14 protein-coding genes and 1 pseudogene are annotated in these 14,782 nt (G+C 71.3%); 10 read left to right on the forward strand and 5 right to left on the reverse strand.

What is annotated here, in order from left to right; genetic code table 11:
* The first annotated feature begins 239 nt into the window (after window positions 1-239).
* From ACZ562_RS12235 to ACZ562_RS12255, 5 genes are all read left to right on the forward strand, one after another.
* Window positions 240-1,445, forward strand: a complete 1,206-nt coding sequence (locus ACZ562_RS12235; protein ID WP_471176911.1) for a PucR family transcriptional regulator — start codon at window positions 240-242, stop codon at window positions 1,443-1,445.
* Window positions 1,446-1,534: 89 nt separating this feature from the next.
* The gene (locus ACZ562_RS12240; RefSeq protein ID WP_471176914.1) at window positions 1,535-2,473 is read left to right on the forward strand and encodes an ACP S-malonyltransferase; all 939 of its coding nucleotides are present in this window, start codon (window positions 1,535-1,537) and stop codon (window positions 2,471-2,473) included.
* A 23-nt stretch (window positions 2,474-2,496) separates the two neighbouring features.
* The gene (locus ACZ562_RS12245; RefSeq protein ID WP_471176917.1) at window positions 2,497-3,498 is read left to right on the forward strand and encodes a beta-ketoacyl-ACP synthase 3; all 1,002 of its coding nucleotides are present in this window, start codon (window positions 2,497-2,499) and stop codon (window positions 3,496-3,498) included.
* A 102-nt stretch (window positions 3,499-3,600) separates the two neighbouring features.
* Entirely contained in the window at window positions 3,601-3,849 is a 249-nt protein-coding gene (locus tag ACZ562_RS12250; RefSeq protein WP_004001566.1) for an acyl carrier protein, read from the forward strand.
* Window positions 3,850-3,948: 99 nt separating this feature from the next.
* Window positions 3,949-5,220, forward strand: coding sequence for a beta-ketoacyl-[acyl-carrier-protein] synthase family protein (locus ACZ562_RS12255; RefSeq protein ID WP_471176920.1), 1,272 nt, complete (start codon window positions 3,949-3,951; stop codon window positions 5,218-5,220).
* A gap of 71 nt (window positions 5,221-5,291) precedes the next feature.
* Here ACZ562_RS12255 and ACZ562_RS12260 read toward each other — a convergent pair whose 3' ends face one another.
* On the reverse strand, window positions 5,292-5,786 hold the full coding sequence (locus ACZ562_RS12260) for a DUF3145 domain-containing protein (RefSeq protein ID WP_471176923.1): 495 nt from the start codon (window positions 5,784-5,786) through the stop codon (window positions 5,292-5,294).
* A gap of 285 nt (window positions 5,787-6,071) precedes the next feature.
* Here ACZ562_RS12260 and ACZ562_RS12265 point away from each other — a divergent pair, with 285 nt between their 5' ends.
* Together ACZ562_RS12265 and ACZ562_RS12270 are read left to right on the forward strand one after the other, a co-directional pair.
* Window positions 6,072-6,971 carry an SGNH/GDSL hydrolase family protein gene (locus ACZ562_RS12265; protein WP_471176925.1) on the forward strand — a complete coding sequence of 300 codons (900 nt, stop codon included), beginning with the start codon at window positions 6,072-6,074 and terminating at the stop codon, window positions 6,969-6,971.
* A gap of 360 nt (window positions 6,972-7,331) precedes the next feature.
* Window positions 7,332-7,643: pseudogene (locus ACZ562_RS12270) on the forward strand (pyroglutamyl peptidase); the annotation flags it as partial.
* Here ACZ562_RS12270 and ACZ562_RS12275 read toward each other — a convergent pair.
* Both ACZ562_RS12275 and ACZ562_RS12280 read right to left on the reverse strand, forming a co-directional pair.
* Window positions 7,582-8,388, reverse strand: coding sequence for an EI24 domain-containing protein (locus ACZ562_RS12275; protein ID WP_471176927.1), 807 nt, complete (start codon window positions 8,386-8,388; stop codon window positions 7,582-7,584). The pseudogene ACZ562_RS12270 and the gene ACZ562_RS12275 sit on opposite strands and share 62 nt — an antisense overlap.
* A gap of 49 nt (window positions 8,389-8,437) precedes the next feature.
* On the reverse strand, window positions 8,438-8,686 hold the full coding sequence (locus ACZ562_RS12280) for a hypothetical protein (protein WP_471176930.1): 249 nt from the start codon (window positions 8,684-8,686) through the stop codon (window positions 8,438-8,440).
* 129 nt (window positions 8,687-8,815) lie between these two features.
* Between ACZ562_RS12280 and ACZ562_RS12285 the strand changes: the two genes are divergently transcribed.
* Complete coding sequence (locus tag ACZ562_RS12285) at window positions 8,816-9,961, forward strand: serine hydrolase domain-containing protein (RefSeq protein WP_471176933.1); 1,146 nt, start codon at window positions 8,816-8,818, stop codon at window positions 9,959-9,961.
* Between the two features lie 148 nt (window positions 9,962-10,109).
* On the opposite strand, the gene ACZ562_RS12290 is transcribed toward ACZ562_RS12285, so the two are convergent.
* Window positions 10,110-11,132, reverse strand: a complete 1,023-nt coding sequence (locus tag ACZ562_RS12290; protein ID WP_471176936.1) for an NADP-dependent oxidoreductase — start codon at window positions 11,130-11,132, stop codon at window positions 10,110-10,112.
* Between the two features lie 101 nt (window positions 11,133-11,233).
* Here ACZ562_RS12290 and ACZ562_RS12295 point away from each other — a divergent pair, with 101 nt between their 5' ends.
* On the forward strand, window positions 11,234-11,671 hold the full coding sequence (locus ACZ562_RS12295) for a MarR family winged helix-turn-helix transcriptional regulator (RefSeq protein WP_471176939.1): 438 nt from the start codon (window positions 11,234-11,236) through the stop codon (window positions 11,669-11,671).
* Window positions 11,672-11,936: 265 nt separating this feature from the next.
* On the opposite strand, the gene ACZ562_RS12300 is transcribed toward ACZ562_RS12295, so the two are convergent.
* Entirely contained in the window at window positions 11,937-12,638 is a 702-nt protein-coding gene (locus tag ACZ562_RS12300; protein WP_471176942.1) for an SCO2400 family protein, read from the reverse strand.
* Window positions 12,639-13,046: 408 nt separating this feature from the next.
* On the opposite strand from ACZ562_RS12300, the gene ACZ562_RS12305 reads away from it, so the two are divergent.
* Window positions 13,047-14,723, forward strand: coding sequence for a pyridoxal phosphate-dependent aminotransferase (locus ACZ562_RS12305; RefSeq protein WP_471176945.1), 1,677 nt, complete (start codon window positions 13,047-13,049; stop codon window positions 14,721-14,723).
* Window positions 14,724-14,782: the final 59 nt, after the last annotated feature.

Raw genomic sequence — 14,782 nt, forward strand, 5'->3', positions numbered from 1 at the left:
ATCAGGGCAGCAGGCGCGCAGCGCTGAGCACGATCGGCCTCTCGACACCGGCTGAGGCGCCCCCGGAGGCGACCGAGCCATCAGGGCAGCAGGCGCGCAGCGCTGAGCACGATCGGCCTCTCGACACCGGCTGAGGCGCCCCCGGAGGCGACCGAGCCATCAGGGCAGCAGGCGACCGAGCCATCAAGCACGCCCCCCGGCAACACACGCTCCCGTCCGGATAAGGCAGTCTTGTCCCCGTGCCCCATCCCGAAGCCCGCCCTCCCGAAGCCGCCGCTCCCGACGTCCATGCGCACTCCGCGACCCTGAGGCGGCTGGAGAAGTCGTCCGGAAGTCTCGCCGCGCAGGCCATCACGCGCATGGACGAGACGCTGCCGTGGTACCGGGCCATGCCCCCGGAGAACCGTTCCTGGATCGGCCTGGTCGCCCAGGCGGGCATCGCCGCGTTCACCGAGTGGTTCCGGCATCCGGACGCCCCCCAGGCCATCTCCACCGATGTCTTCGGCACGGCTCCGCGTGAGCTGACCCGGGCCATCACGCTGCGGCAGACCGTCGAGATGGTGCGGACCACCATCGAGGTCATGGAGTCCGCGATCGACGAGGTCGCGGCCCCGGGCGACGAGCGCGTGCTGCGCGAGGCCCTGCTCGTGTACGCCCGGGAGATCGCCTTCGCCACCGCCCAGGTGTACGCCCAGGCCGCCGAGGCACGCGGTGCCTGGGACGCGCGCCTGGAGTCGCTGGTCGTCAACGCCGTGCTCAGCGGCGAGGCCGACGAGGGCGCCGTCAGCCGGGCCGCTGCCCTCGGGTGGAACTCGCCCGAACATGTCTGCGTGGTGCTGGGCACGGCTCCCGACGGTGACTCGGAGCTGACCGTCGAGGCCATCCGGCGGGCCGCCCGGCACGCCAAGCTCCAGGTCCTCACCGGCGTGCTCGGAGACCGGCTCGTCGTCATCGCGGGCGGCAGCGACAACCCGCTCGCCGTCGCCAAGTCGCTGATCGGGCCGTACGCCGCCGGGCCCGTGGTGGCGGGCCCCATCGTGCCCGATCTGCTCGCGGGGACCCGTTCCGCGCAGGCCGCGGCCGCCGGGCTCAAAGCGTGTTCTGCCTGGCAGGACGCCCCGCGGCCGGTGCTGGCGGACGATCTGCTGCCGGAGCGCGCGATGGCCGGCGACCCCTCGGCCCGCGAGCAGTTGGTGGAGGAGATCTACAGACCGCTGGAAGAGGCGGGGTCCGCGCTTCTGGAGACGCTCTCCGTCTATCTCGAACAGGCGAGCAGTCTCGAAGGGGCCGCACGGATGCTTTTCGTCCATCCCAACACCGTGCGCTACCGGCTTCGACGTGTGACTGACGTCACCGGCTGGTCACCCTCTGATGTACGTTCGGCGTTCACCCTGCGTATCGCGCTGATCCTGGGGCGTCTGGCCGAGGGAGATCTCCAGACCTAGGCTTTTGTCGGGGGCCCACAAAACCCCCTCGTGTTCTTCGTCCTTGTCCCCACGGGCGGCCGTGCCCGAACACAAGAGAGAGTGTGAGAGTGCTCGTACTCGTCGCTCCCGGCCAGGGCGCCCAGACGCCCGGCTTCCTGACTCCTTGGCTCGAACTCCCCGGTGCCGCCGACCGTGTCGCCGCGTGGTCGGACGCCATCGGACTCGACCTCGCCCACTACGGCACGCAGGCCGACGCCGAGGCGATCCGCGACACGTCCGTTGCTCAGCCGCTGCTCGTCGCCGCCGGACTGCTGTCGGCCGCGGCACTGGGTGACATCAGGCCCGGCGCCGTCGCCGGCCACAGCGTCGGCGAGATCACCGCGGCCGCCTTCGCGGGCGTCCTCGACGACGCCGCCGCGCTGACCCTCGTGCGCAAGCGGGGCCTGGCCATGGCCGAGGCCGCGGCGGTCACCGCCACCGGCATGTCGGCGCTGCTGGGCGGCGAGCCCGACGTGAGCGTCGCGCACCTGGAGAAGCTGGGCCTGACCCCGGCGAACGTCAACGGCGCGGGCCAGATCGTGGCCGCGGGCACCCTGGAGCAGCTCGCCGCGCTGGAGGCGGACCCGCCAAAGGGCGTACGCCGGGTCGTCGCGCTGAAGGTGGCCGGCGCCTTCCACACCCACCACATGGCTCCCGCGGTCGACACGCTGGCCAAGGCCGCCGAGGACCTGACGCCCGCCGACCCGAAGGTCGCCTACGTCTCGAACAAGGACGGGCGGACGGTCACCGCCGGCACGGAGGTCCTGGAGCGCCTGGTCGGCCAGGTCGCCAACCCGGTCCGCTGGGACCTGTGCATGGAGACCTTCAAGGAGCTCGGCGTCACCGCGCTCATCGAGGCGTGCCCCGGCGGCACGCTCACCGGTCTCGCCAAGCGCGCCCTGCCGGGCGTCGAGACGCTGGCGCTGAAGACCCCCGACGACCTCGACGCGGCCCGCGAGCTCATCGCGAGCGTGTCCGTTTCTGCTGCTGACGCAGCGGGCGCCTGAGCCTCGAAGGAGCCGACCGACACATGTCGAAGATCAAGCCCAGCAGGGGCGCCCCGTACGCGCGCATCCTCGGTGTGGGCGGCTACCGCCCGACCCGGGTCGTGCCCAACGAGGTGATCCTCGAGACGATCGACTCGTCCGACGAGTGGATCCGTTCGCGCTCCGGCATCGAGACCCGGCACTGGGCGTCCGACGAGGAGACCGTCGCCGCGATGTCGATCGAGGCGTCCGGCAAGGCGATCGCCGACGCCGGGATCTCCGCCGAGCAGATCGGCGGTGTGATCGTCTCGACCGTCTCGCACTTCAAGCAGACGCCCGCCGTCGCCACCGAGATCGCCGACAAGCTCGGCACGGACAAGGCCGCGGCCTTCGACATCTCGGCCGGCTGCGCGGGCTTCGGCTACGGCCTGACCCTCGCCAAGGGCATGATCGTCGAGGGTTCCGCGGAGTACGTCCTCGTCATCGGTGTCGAGCGGCTCTCCGACCTCACCGACCTCGAGGACCGCGCGACGGCCTTCCTCTTCGGCGACGGCGCGGGCGCCGTCGTCGTGGGCCCGTCGCAGGAGCCGGAGATCGGTCCGACGGTCTGGGGTTCCGAGGGCGACAAGTCCGAGACCATCAAGCAGACCGTGCCGTGGACGGACTACCGGTCCGGCGAGGTCGCCAAGTTCCCTGCGATCACGCAGGAGGGCCAGGCGGTTTTCCGCTGGGCCGTGTTCGAGATGGCGAAGGTCGCGCAGCAGGCGCTGGACGCGGCCGGAATCACCCCGGACGACCTGGATGTCTTCATTCCCCACCAGGCCAACGAGCGGATCATCGACTCGATGGTGAAGACACTCAAGCTGCCGGCGCACGTCACGGTCGCCCGTGACGTGCGGACCACCGGCAACACTTCGGCCGCCTCGATTCCGCTCGCGATGGAGCGGCTCCTGGCGACCGGCGAGGCGAAGAGCGGCGACACCGCGCTCGTCATCGGATTCGGGGCGGGTCTCGTCTACGCCGCGACGGTCGTTACCCTCCCCTAGGCACTCCGTGCCGGATCATGTGATCCGGCACGGGAACCGCAACACCTGCCGCTGCCGCGGCGGGCGCCAAACCCCCTGGATAGATACGAAGGAGCGCCTCACATGGCCGCCACTCAGGAAGAGATCGTCGCCGGTCTCGCCGACATCGTGAACGAGATCGCCGGCATCCCGGTCGAGGACGTCCAGCTGGACAAGTCCTTCACCGACGACCTGGACGTCGACTCGCTGTCCATGGTCGAGGTCGTCGTCGCCGCCGAGGAGCGCTTCGACGTCAAGATCCCCGACGAGGACGTCAAGAACCTCAAGACCGTCGGCGACGCGACCGACTACATCCTCAAGCACCAGGGCTGATCCCCGGATCGGTCGCCTGCCCCGCCACCCGGCGGTGGCGCCGTAGTCCCCGCCTACGCGGGGGTTGTCCCCCTCGTATCCGATGGAGAAAGAATTCCCGTGAGCCCGACCAATCGCACCGTGGTCGTCACCGGTATCGGCGCAACCACACCGCTGGGTGGCGACGCAGCCTCTACCTGGGAGGGTCTGATCGCCGGCAAGTCCGGCGTGAAGCGCCTGGAGCAGGAGTGGGCGGCCGATCAGGCCGTCCGTATCGCGGCCCCGGTCGCCGTGGAGCCGACCGAGGTCATTCCGCGGCCGCAGGCCCGCCGTCTGGACCGTTCGGCGCAGTTCGCGCTGATCGCCGCCAAGGAGGCGTGGGCCGACGCCGGTTTCACCGCCCCGGCCGGCGAGGACAGCAGCGTCGACCCCGACCGCCTGGGCGCCGTCATCGCCTCCGGCATCGGCGGCGTGACGACTTTGCTCGACCAGTACGACGTGCTCAAGGAGAAGGGCGTCCGCCGCGTCTCCCCGCACACCGTCCCCATGCTGATGCCGAACGGCCCCTCCGCCAACGTGGGTCTGGCCGTGTGCGCCCGGGCGGGCGTGCACACGCCGGTCTCCGCCTGCGCGTCGGGTGCCGAGGCCATCGGCTACGCCATCGAGATGATCCGCACGGGCCGCGCCGACGTCGTCGTCGCGGGTGGCACGGAGGCGGCCATCCACCCGCTGCCGATCGCCGCGTTCGGCAACATGATGGCGATGTCCAAGAACAACGACGACCCACAGGGCGCCTCGCGCCCCTACGACGTCGGCCGTGACGGCTTCGTCCTCGGTGAGGGCGCGGGCGTCATCGTCCTGGAGTCCGCCGACCACGCCGCCAAGCGCGGTGCCCGCGTCTACGCGGAGGCGGTCGGCCAGGGCATCTCCGCCGACGGCCACGACATCGTGCAGCCGGAGCCCGAGGGCCGCGGCATCTCGCACGCGCTGCAGAACCTGCTCGACAACACCGACCTGAACCCGGCCGAGATCGTGCACGTCAACGCGCACGCCACCTCGACGCCGGCCGGTGACGTGGCCGAGCTGAAGGCGCTGCGCAAGGTGTTCGGGGACGACGCCGACCACTTCGCGGTCTCCGCGACCAAGTCGATGACCGGTCACCTGCTGGGCGGCGCGGGCGGTGTCGAGTCCGTCGCGACGGTGCTGGCCCTGTACCACCGGCTCGCCCCGCCGACCATCAACGTCGAGAATCTCGACCCGGAGGCGGAGGCGAACGCGGACGTCGTCCGCGGCGAGGCGCGCAAGCTGCCCGTCGAGGGCCGCATCGCCGCCCTCAACGACTCTTTCGGGTTCGGCGGGCACAACGTGGTGCTGGCGTTCCGGTCGGTCTGAGAAACGTCCGTACGTGTGTGAAAGGGCCCCCACCGGCTGGTGGGGGCCCTTTCACGCGTGCTGAGCGGACATCAGACAACCTGGTGCAACCAGCGCACCGGGGCCCCTTCGCCCGCGTATCTGAACGGCTCCAACTCGTCGTCCCAGGGCTTGCCCAGGAGCTTGGAGAGTTCAGCTTCCAGGTCGGTTTCACCGCGTTGGGCGCGGGACAACGCTGCGCGCAGGCGGTCCTCGGGGATGAGGATGTCGCCGTGGATGCCGGTGACGGCGTGGAAGATGCCGAGGTCGGGGGTGCAGCTGTAGCGCTCGCCCTCGGCGGTGGGGCTGGGTTCGGCGGTGACCTCGAAACGGAGCAGGTGCCAGCCGCGCAGCGCGGAGGCGAGCTTGGAGGCAATGCCGGCTTCGGCCTGCCAGGAGAACTCCGAGCGCCAGGTGCCGGGCGCGGCGGGCTGCCGGATCCAGTCGAGGTTGACGCGCCCGCCGAGCACCCCGGCGACGGCCCACTCGACGTGCGGGCACAGCGCGCGCGGCGCGGAGTGCACGTACAGAACTCCACGTGTCGTCACCGGGACCTCCGGGCAGAGCGGGACATCTTGCGAACTGGCGGACGGCAGTGGCCGGGGGCCACGTTGATGGCGAGGCTACCGTGCGTCGGCGCAAGGAGTGTGACGTACCGTCGGTCCGGGTGCCGTGAAACGCCTGCCATTCACCCGGCAGGACGCTTGTACGGACGTGCGCAGTTGCGAGTCGGCCGCTCGGGAACCCTCGCGCGTTGTTATGGAGGGGATGAACAAGCACCGATCGGACCACGTACCGATCCGTGCACACACGACCGAGGGGATCACCAGGGGATGCGGAAGCCAAGCCACCGCTCACGCGCCGTACTCGCCGTCCTGGCCGCGGCCGTCCTCGGGGTCTCGGCCTGTGACGCCGCCGGTGGCAACTCCCCCGGGCCGAGCGGCTCCGGGGCCATGAAGGCCAAGCCGTCCCCGAGCTCCACCCCGTCCTGGGACCGCAGCCCGGCTTCGATCGCCGCCGTGGGCGACTCCATCACGCGCGGCTTCGACGCGTGCACGGTCCTGTCGGACTGTCCCGAGGTCTCCTGGGCAACCGGCAGCAGCGCCGAGGTCGACTCTCTCGCCGTACGGCTGCTGGGGACTGCGAAGGCGGCCGAGCGGAGCTGGAACTACGCCGTGACCGGGGCGCGGATGGCGGATCTTGCCGGTCAGATGGCGCAGGCGGCGACACGGAAGCCGGAGCTGGTGACGGTGATGGCGGGAGCGAACGACGCGTGCCGGGACAGCGCCTCCGCGATGACCTCGGTGGCCGAATTCCGTGCCGGGTTCGAGGACGCGCTGCACACGCTGCGTGAGGCCCGGCCCAAGGCGCAGGTGTACGTGGCGAGCGTGCCGAACCTGAAGCGGCTGTGGTCCGAGGGACGCACCAACCCGATGGGCAAGCAGGTGTGGAAGCTGGGCATCTGCCCGTCGATGCTGGGCGACGCGGACGCCCTGGACGCGGCGGCGACGCTGCGGCGGGACACCGTGCAGAAGCGGGTGGAGGCGTACAACGAGGTGCTGGAGGAGGTCTGCGCGAAGGACGAGCGATGCCGCTTCGACGGCGGCGCGGTCTACGACTACCGCTTCGGCACCGGCCAGTTGAGCCACTGGGACTGGTTCCACCCGAGTGTGAACGGACAGGCCAGGTTGGCGGAGATCGCGTATCGGACGGTCACGGGCAGGAAGGCGTGACACAACGATGTGACCCGGGGTTTCGCACATGAGCGAACTCTTCGACGGTGCTGCGGCCGGGCGAGGCGGTGGGATCGGAGACGGTGTACGGCTTCGCGGTGCGACAGCCGTGTCGGCGTGCCGGCCGTACCGCTGACAAGCCCCGGCCCGGGTGTCAGGTCCCGGACCGGGGTTGCTCGTGGGGAACGCTGTCCCATGATCAGACGTTAATCGTCGCGGTCACCCGGCGGTCGGCGATCTGGCGTCACACCTGTATTTGGTACGAACCCTTCACAAAGGAATGGAAGTCCGTCCGCTCGTCGCAGCTCTCGAAGCCGCTGCACGGGAGTTCCACGGTGAAGGTCCACGGTGACCTCGGCGCGCCCGGCGGCGCCGTCGTCCACTGCGGCTGCGAGGTCCGAGGTCGCCTATCGGGCGACGCCGCCGCGGGACCGGCTGGGGCTGCACGACGTGCTGCCGGGCGGGCATGCGCACACGCCGGTCCCGCAGTTCGGGGCCGACGACACCGATTCCGTGACCGGGACGGTGACCGGTCCGGGGTTCGTGCGGAGCCGGCTGGACGTCATCGACCAGGTGCGGACGATTCTGATCGTGGCGGCGAGCACGCCGGTCACCAGGTGGCGTGCTCTTCGTCCGAGGGGGCCCCGTCCTCCTCGTCGTCCCCTTCGGTGATCTCCTCGCCCAGCAGGTCGCGGGCCATGAGGGTGGCGCCCGCGACCGCGCCCGGCATCAGGAACACCGCGACGAACGGCACGAGGAAGGCCAGGGCCAGGGGCGTCCCGAAGCCCCACACCAGGGTCTTGCGGGCGCGGAGCAGGGTGAGCCGGTCGCGCAGGTCGACGCGGCGGCGCTGCAGGGCGACGGCGGTGAGTTCCTCGGTGAGGAAGAACCCGGTGACGAAGAAGCCGATCACCGGGACGGTCGTCTGGCCGAGGAACGGAACGAAGCCGAGGGCGAAGAGCAGCACGGCCCACAGCAGGGCGCGCACGACGATACGGAGGCTGTCGCGGGCCGAGATCCACAGCTCGCGCCACAGGGGCAGGCCGGACTCGGGCGCGGTGCCGTCCGGGGACACGTCACGGTCGACCTTCTCGGAGAGGCTCTCGTAGAAGGGCTGGCCGACCAGCAGCGTGACCGCGGTGAAGGTGAGGACGGAGAGAAGGAGGGCGAGGGCGAACAGGACCGCGGTGAGCAAGCCGCGGAAGAGCCCCAGCCAGGGGCTCGACCAGTCGTCGGCGAACGGGGTCGCCCAGGCGACGAAGTCCTCGCCCCACAGCGCCAGCGCGACGAGCGCCGCCGCGTAGAGGACGAGGGTGATCAGGCCCGGGAGCAGGCCGAAGCCGTACTGCTTGCCGTGCCTGGCCACCCACCGCTGGCCCTTGAGAAGGTAGTTGAATCCCACCCCGAGATCACGCATGGGGGAACTCTATCGGGGACGGTTGCCCGGCCGCCGGGGCAGCCGTCGCTCACACCGGCGTGACCGCGACCACCACCCCCGGCTCCGCCGTCGGAGACACCGCCGCCGACACCCGTACCGCCGCCGCCCGGGCCACGCGTCCCGTTCGGGAGGCGGCTGCCAGAAGCGCGGGCTGGAGGTGCTCCAGGCCCGAGACGAGGAGTTCCTCCCCGGCGATCAGCAACGGGCGCGCCGCCTTCGCCGTGGCCGCCGCGGCCTCCGTCAGGTCGGCCAGGGGTGGCAGGGCCGCTCGGGCCACGCCCGCCCCCGCAGCGGCCGCGCGTGTCCTGCCGTGGTTGAGTCGAACGCGTGCACCTCGCCGTACCGATCTCCGGAAGCCCGGGAGGCGGTACGCGTGCGCAGCAAGCGGTTCAGGTGAGGAGAGCGGATGACTGAGGAGATCCACGGCACCGTCGCGGACGGCTTCGAGGCGGTTCGCGAGGAGTTCGCCGCGTTCGTGGCAAAGGAACGGCCGGACTACGAAGGACAGTTGTGCGCGTACGTGCACGGCCGGCGGGTGGTCGACCTGTGGGCGGGCGGGAGCGGCGACTCCCTCTACGGTGTGTACTCGTCGACCAAGGGCGCCGCCCACCTCGTGGTCGCACTCCTCGTCCAGGAGGGCACCCTCGAACTGGACCGCAAGGTCACCTACTACTGGCCGGAGTTCGGGGTCGAAGGGAAAGGCTCGCTCACCCTGCGCGACCTGCTCGCGCACCGGGCGGGTGTGGTCGGCCTCGACGCCGGGTTCACGCCGCAGGAGCTGACGGACGACCGGGCGGTCGCCGAACGACTCGCGGACCAGCGCCCGTTCTGGCGCCCGGGCACGTCGTTCGGCTACCACGCCCTCGTCATCGGCGCGCTGACCGGTGAGGTGGTGCGCCGCGCCACCGGCCGTCCGCTCCAGGAGGTGTACGAGGAGCGGGTGCGCGCCCCGTACGGGCTGGACTTCTTCCTGGGGCTGCCGGCCGCCCTGGAGCCCCGCTTCCGCAGCGTGCAGCCGATGGACCCTTCGGCGGATCAGCAGGCCCTGCTGGACTCGCGGCCGACCGGACCGCACACTCTGGCCGCGATCGCGTTCAACCAGCACGTGCCGGGCTCGGGTGACCTCGTGGAGTACGCCAACTCCCGCGCCGTGCGCGCCAGGGGACCGGCGTCGGCGGGCGGTGTGGCCGCCGCACGGGGGCTCGCCGGGATGTACGCGGCGGCGATCAGCGAGGTGGACGGGCGGCCGCCGCTGCTGAAGCCGGACACCGTCGCCGAGGTCGGGCAGATCCATTCCGTCGGGTACGACCTGGTGGTGCGGGCGCACAAGTCGTACGGGCTCGGTTTCCAGGCGACGGCGGACTGCTGGTACCCGTTCCTGGGCACCGGGGCGTTCGGGCACAGCGGTGCGGGCGGTTCGCAGGCCTTCGCCGATCCGCGCAGCGGGCTGGCGTACGGGTACGCGCGCCGCCGTATGGCGTTTCCGGGCGGGGCGGCGCCGGAGAACGAGCGCCTGGTGGCCGCCGTGCACCGGGCGGCACTGGCGAGTTGACACCCGGGGCGGCCCGTCGAAAGGGACCGCACCCCACGTCCAAGGGTGCGGCCTCCGTCGTGGGGAACGAACGGTGTCGGGCGAACGTCACGGTGATGCCGCCGTCGCCCGAGTGAGGCGCTCCGGCAGGCGAACCGATGTCACGGCGTCAGAGCTTGACGATCATCTTTCCGGTGTTGTCGCCGCGCAGGACGCCGAGGAAGGCCTGCAGGTTGTTCTCGATGCCCTCGGCGACGGTCTCGCGGTACTTGAGCTCGCCGGAGCGGATCCAGGCCCCGGCCTCGGCGACGAACTGCGCCTGAAGGTCGTAGTGGTCGCCGACGAGGAAGCCCTCGATCCGGCCGCGGGTCTGGATGAGCCGGGCGAGGTTCTTCGGGCCGGGGGCCGGCTCGGTGTCGTTGTAGACGGAGATCATGCCGCAGACGGCGATCCGGCCGCCCTGGTTGAGCTGCCCGATCGCTGCCTCCAGGTGGTCGCCGCCGACGTTGTCGAAGTAGACGTCGACGCCGTCCGGCGCGGCGTCCCGCAGCTGCTCGCTCACCGGCCCGTTCTTGTAGTTGAAGGCGGCGTCGAAGCCGTACTCCTCGACGAGCAGCTTGACCTTCTCGTCGGACCCGGCGGACCCGATGACCCGCGAGGCGCCCTTCAGCTTGGCGATCTGGCCCACCTGGCTGCCCACGGCCCCCGCCGCGCCCGACACGAAGACCGAGTCGCCCTCCTTGAAGGAGGCGGTGCGCAGGAGGCCCGCGTAGGCGGTGAGCCCGGTCATGCCGAGGACACCGAGGTACGTCGACAGGGGCGCGGCCTCGGGGTCGACCCTGACCGCCTGCTTGGCGTCGAACGTGGCGTACTCGCGCCAGCCGCCGAAGTGCAGCACATGGTCGCCGGGCGCGATGCCCTCGGCGCCGGAGGCGACGACCTCGCCGACCGCACCGCCCTGCATGGCCTTGCCCAGTTCGAAGGGGGCGACGTAGGACTTGGCGGCGCTCATCCGGCCCCGCATGTACGGGTCGACGGAGAGGTACTTGTTCCGCACGAGAACCTCACCGGGGCCGGGCTGCCGGATCTCGGCCTCGACCAGGGCGAAGTCCTCGGGCTTCGGCCAGCCGACCGGGCGGGCAAGGAGGTGCCACTCGCGGCTGACGGCGGGGAGGGTGGGGGTGTCGGACATGGCTTGCTTCCTCACGTGATGCGACCCAAATACTTCAGTACCTGAAACAACAATGCTCCTGAATATTTCAGGATGTCAAGCAACGGGGTACCCTGGACCCCATGGCCACACCTCGACAGACCAGCCGCCCCGACGCCCTGACCATGGAAGTCGTCGAACTCATCGGTGACGTGGTGGCCCGCTTCTACGAGGACTACGAGGAAGCGGCCGCCGAACACGCGCTGACCGGCGCGCAGGCCCGGCTGCTGAACCTGCTGTCACTGGAGCCGCTGCCGATGCGGAAGCTGGCCCAGAAGCTCAAGTGCGAGCCGTCGAACGTCACAGGCATCGTGGACCGCCTGGAGTCACGCGGCCTGGTGGAGCGCCGCCCGGACCCCGCGGACCGGCGCGTGAAGGTGGCGGCGGCGACGGAGGAGGGACGCCGGGTGGCCCTGGGCCTGCGGGAGGGGCTGCGCTTCGCCCGTGAGCCGCTCGCGGGGCTCTCCCACGACGAGCGGCTCTCCCTGCGGAACCTGCTCCTGCGCATGCTCGGCACCTAGTGCCGGGTCAGCCAAGGTTTGCCCGTCAAGGAGCGGCGTCCGGTGCGTGCTCTCGGCGTGCCGGCCGGAAGTCCTCGTACTGGACGTACTCGGGCTTTCGGCCGGTGCGGCGAGAGGGCGTGCCGGGCGCCGCGACGGGGCGAACCTTGGCTGACGCGGCACTAGATCCCGTCGTCACATTCCCGTCGCCCGCCCGGAGGGCGGGCTCCGCGGGGTGACGGACGCTCACCCGTGCGGACGCAGCGCGGTCCGTCCGGCCGGAGTCCTACGAGCACCACCACAGGAAGCGCGTGCACGTCTGCGAAGGCAACGGATTCGAGGCCGGGGAGTCCGAGACCGGACCGGGAGCCGGGGTGCTGGAGTTCGCAGGCGGGGAGTTCGGGGTGGGAGCCGAGGACGCGGGCCCCACTGTCACACTCGGGCGTGAGGAGTCCTTGGGCTTCTTCCGTTCCTCCTTCTCGGGTCTCTTCGACTCCGAGGCCGTGGAGGACGGCGACGCGTCCGGCGAACCCCCGTCCGCGCCGGCCGGTCCCCCCGAACCGCCACCGGACTCCGAGAGGCCCTCCGCCGAAGCCGTCGGTGAACCGGCGGGGGCATCATCCACGGACGTCGTGTTCGGCTCCGCCGGGGCCTCCGTGCCGAGTTCCGCGAGACCCAGTCCACCCGCGGCGAGCAGCAGCCCCGTCCCGATCAGCAGGGCCCGTCGGCGACGGCGCCGGTGCAGCGCCGCCCGCCGGTCCCGCCGGCCCGGCTGACCGCCGTGTCCACGGCCCCCGGACCGGCGCGCTCGGTGTCCCTCGGCCGCCGGCGCGTCGTCGTCGTGTGCCGCGCCGCGTTCGTCCGCGACCGCGTCGTCCTGATCGGACCACGAGTCCGTGTACGCCTGGCCCGCTTCGGCCGGTCTGCCGCACCCCGGGCAAGCCAGGGCGCCATTGAGGTGCCGTTGGCACGGGTGGCAATAGTCCATGACGCGGGAAGGCTATGTTCCGCATGGGGGACGTTCCCCGTCGTGGCTGTGAAAGTTGTGTAGGAACCTCGTGTTCCGGCACGCGGGGACGAGGGCAGGCCGGACTATTCCCCTCCATCCCGGCCATCGTGTCCAAACCGTTCCGCGTTCGGCAGGCCACACCGGCGCGCTGATCGGCTACCTGCTCGGGTACGGCGGCATCGTCCAGCCGCTGGAGATCCCGGGCCGGCACGGCGGGCCTCACGCGGAAGGCGGGCCCTCGGTTCCGTAACTCACACCTCTTTCACACCCGTTGAACAACGCACCACCAGCCTCCGTATGTAAGGGCGGCCCGTGCTCCCCCGCACGGGCCACCCAGACGACGGGCCCGGTCGTCCCCGCCGGGCCCGCCACCTACGGAGGCTCCCCTTGGCTGACAACGTCACCTCGCTGTTCCGCAGCACAGCGGCGCACAGCCCGTCAATGGCGGCGTTGACGCGAGAAGGCGACGGATCGGGCCCCGTGGACTTCTGCATCCCGTGCAACCCGTACTTCCCCACGCCCGCCATGTTCGACGAGATGTCGGCCAGGATGCGCGACATCATCACGTACTATCCGAGCAGCGCCGACACCATCACGGCCGAGCTGTGCAGCCTGCTCCGGCTGCCACCGCAGTGCGTGGCGATGGGCAACGGCTCCACGGAGCTGATCACCTGGATCGACCACCTTCTGGTGCGCGAGTCCCTCGCCGTCCCCGTCCCCACCTTCGGCCGCTGGACCGACCAGCCGATGGAGACCGGCAAGCGGGTCGACATGTTCCCGCTCCAGGAGTCCAGCGGCTTCGCCCTCGACCTCGCGCAGTACGCCGAGTTCATCCGGGCCCGCGGCACCCGCGTCGCCGTCATCTGCAACCCGAACAACCCCGACGGCGGCTTCCTGCACAAGCACGCCATCGTGCAGTTCATGGACGCGATGGCCGACCTGGACCTGGTCGTGATCGACGAGTCCTTCCTCGAGTTCGCGGACGCCGAGGCCGAACCCAGCGTCGTCCAGGAGGCCATGCTGCGGCCCAACGTCATCGTGCTGCGCAGCCTCGGCAAGAACTTCGGCCTGCACGGCATACGTTTCGGCTATCTGGTCGCCAACCCGTCGCTCGCGGGCCGGGTCCGCTCCATGCTGCCGAAATGGAACCTCAACTCCTTCGCGGAGTACGTGGTGTTCATGCTCAAGGAGCACGGCGCCGAGTACGCGCAGAGTCTGCGCCAGGTGTACCGCGACCGCCTGGACATGTCGAGCCAGCTCTCCGCGCTGCCCGGCCTGACGGTCTACCCGTCGCAGGGCAACTTCCTCTTCGTGCGCCTCCCCGTGGGCGCCGAAGGCACCGTGGTCCGGGACCGGCTGCTCACCGAGCACCGCATCCTGGTCCGCGAGTGCGGCAACAAGATCGGCTCGTCCAGCCGCTTCCTGAGGCTCGTGGTGCGCCCCCAGGTGGACGTGCGTCGCCTGGTGTCCGGCCTGGAACAGGTGCTCTACGGGACCAGGAGGGGAGCCGCCGTACCCGAGCTGGCTACCGGGACCAGCTACAGCTCGGGTACGGCGGCAGTGGACCGGCTGGTCGGCGCCACCAACGGGGCCGGCATGCAGGGCCTTGCCGCTCAGGCCGTCGGTGCCGGGATGCCGGGGCTCGCAGCAGCCCCGGCGGCCGGCACCGGCATGCCGCTGCCGGCGGCGGCTCAGATGGCGCAGATGGCGCAGACGGATCAGACCGGCGGCGGGATTCCGATGCCGGCTCCGGCCGCCGTACCGGAGGTCCCGCAGCCCGTCGCCTACCCGGCACCCGCGCCCATGCCGGCCGCGATGCCCGCTCCGGCGCCCGCGATGCCCGCTCCAGCGCCCGCCCATGCCCCTGTGCCCGCCCCCGCGCCGATGCCGGCGGCGGCCGCGATGACGGGCCCGACCCCGCCCGGTGTCCCCGCTCGCGGCGGCCTCACGGCCGCCCAGGTCCGCGGCACCACCGGCCCCGGCGGCCTGGCGACGGCCCCGGCGACCGGCTGGCCCCACGCCCGGAACTGGCCGAACGCGGCGGGCATGGGCCAGGCGGGCTGACCGCACCGGACGGCTGGTGTCGCCGGACGGGACGGCCGTGGCCGTGGCTGCGAAACCAC

The sequence above is a fragment of the Streptomyces sp. NPDC040410 genome (genome assembly GCF_055595715.1).

Coding starts and splice junctions, on each gene's coding strand:
- ACZ562_RS12250 (WP_004001566.1), top strand. CDS start 3,601: ATGGCCGCCACTCAGGAAGAGATCGTCGCCGGTCTCGCCGACATCGTG.
- ACZ562_RS12300 (WP_471176942.1), bottom strand. CDS start 12,638: ATGGACTATTGCCACCCGTGCCAACGGCACCTCAATGGCGCCCTGGCT.
- ACZ562_RS12290 (WP_471176936.1), bottom strand. CDS start 11,132: ATGTCCGACACCCCCACCCTCCCCGCCGTCAGCCGCGAGTGGCACCTC.
- ACZ562_RS12245 (WP_471176917.1), top strand. CDS start 2,497: ATGTCGAAGATCAAGCCCAGCAGGGGCGCCCCGTACGCGCGCATCCTC.
- ACZ562_RS12275 (WP_471176927.1), bottom strand. CDS start 8,388: ATGCGTGATCTCGGGGTGGGATTCAACTACCTTCTCAAGGGCCAGCGG.
- ACZ562_RS12265 (WP_471176925.1), top strand. CDS start 6,072: ATGCGGAAGCCAAGCCACCGCTCACGCGCCGTACTCGCCGTCCTGGCC.
- ACZ562_RS12285 (WP_471176933.1), top strand. CDS start 8,816: ATGACTGAGGAGATCCACGGCACCGTCGCGGACGGCTTCGAGGCGGTT.
- ACZ562_RS12295 (WP_471176939.1), top strand. CDS start 11,234: ATGGCCACACCTCGACAGACCAGCCGCCCCGACGCCCTGACCATGGAA.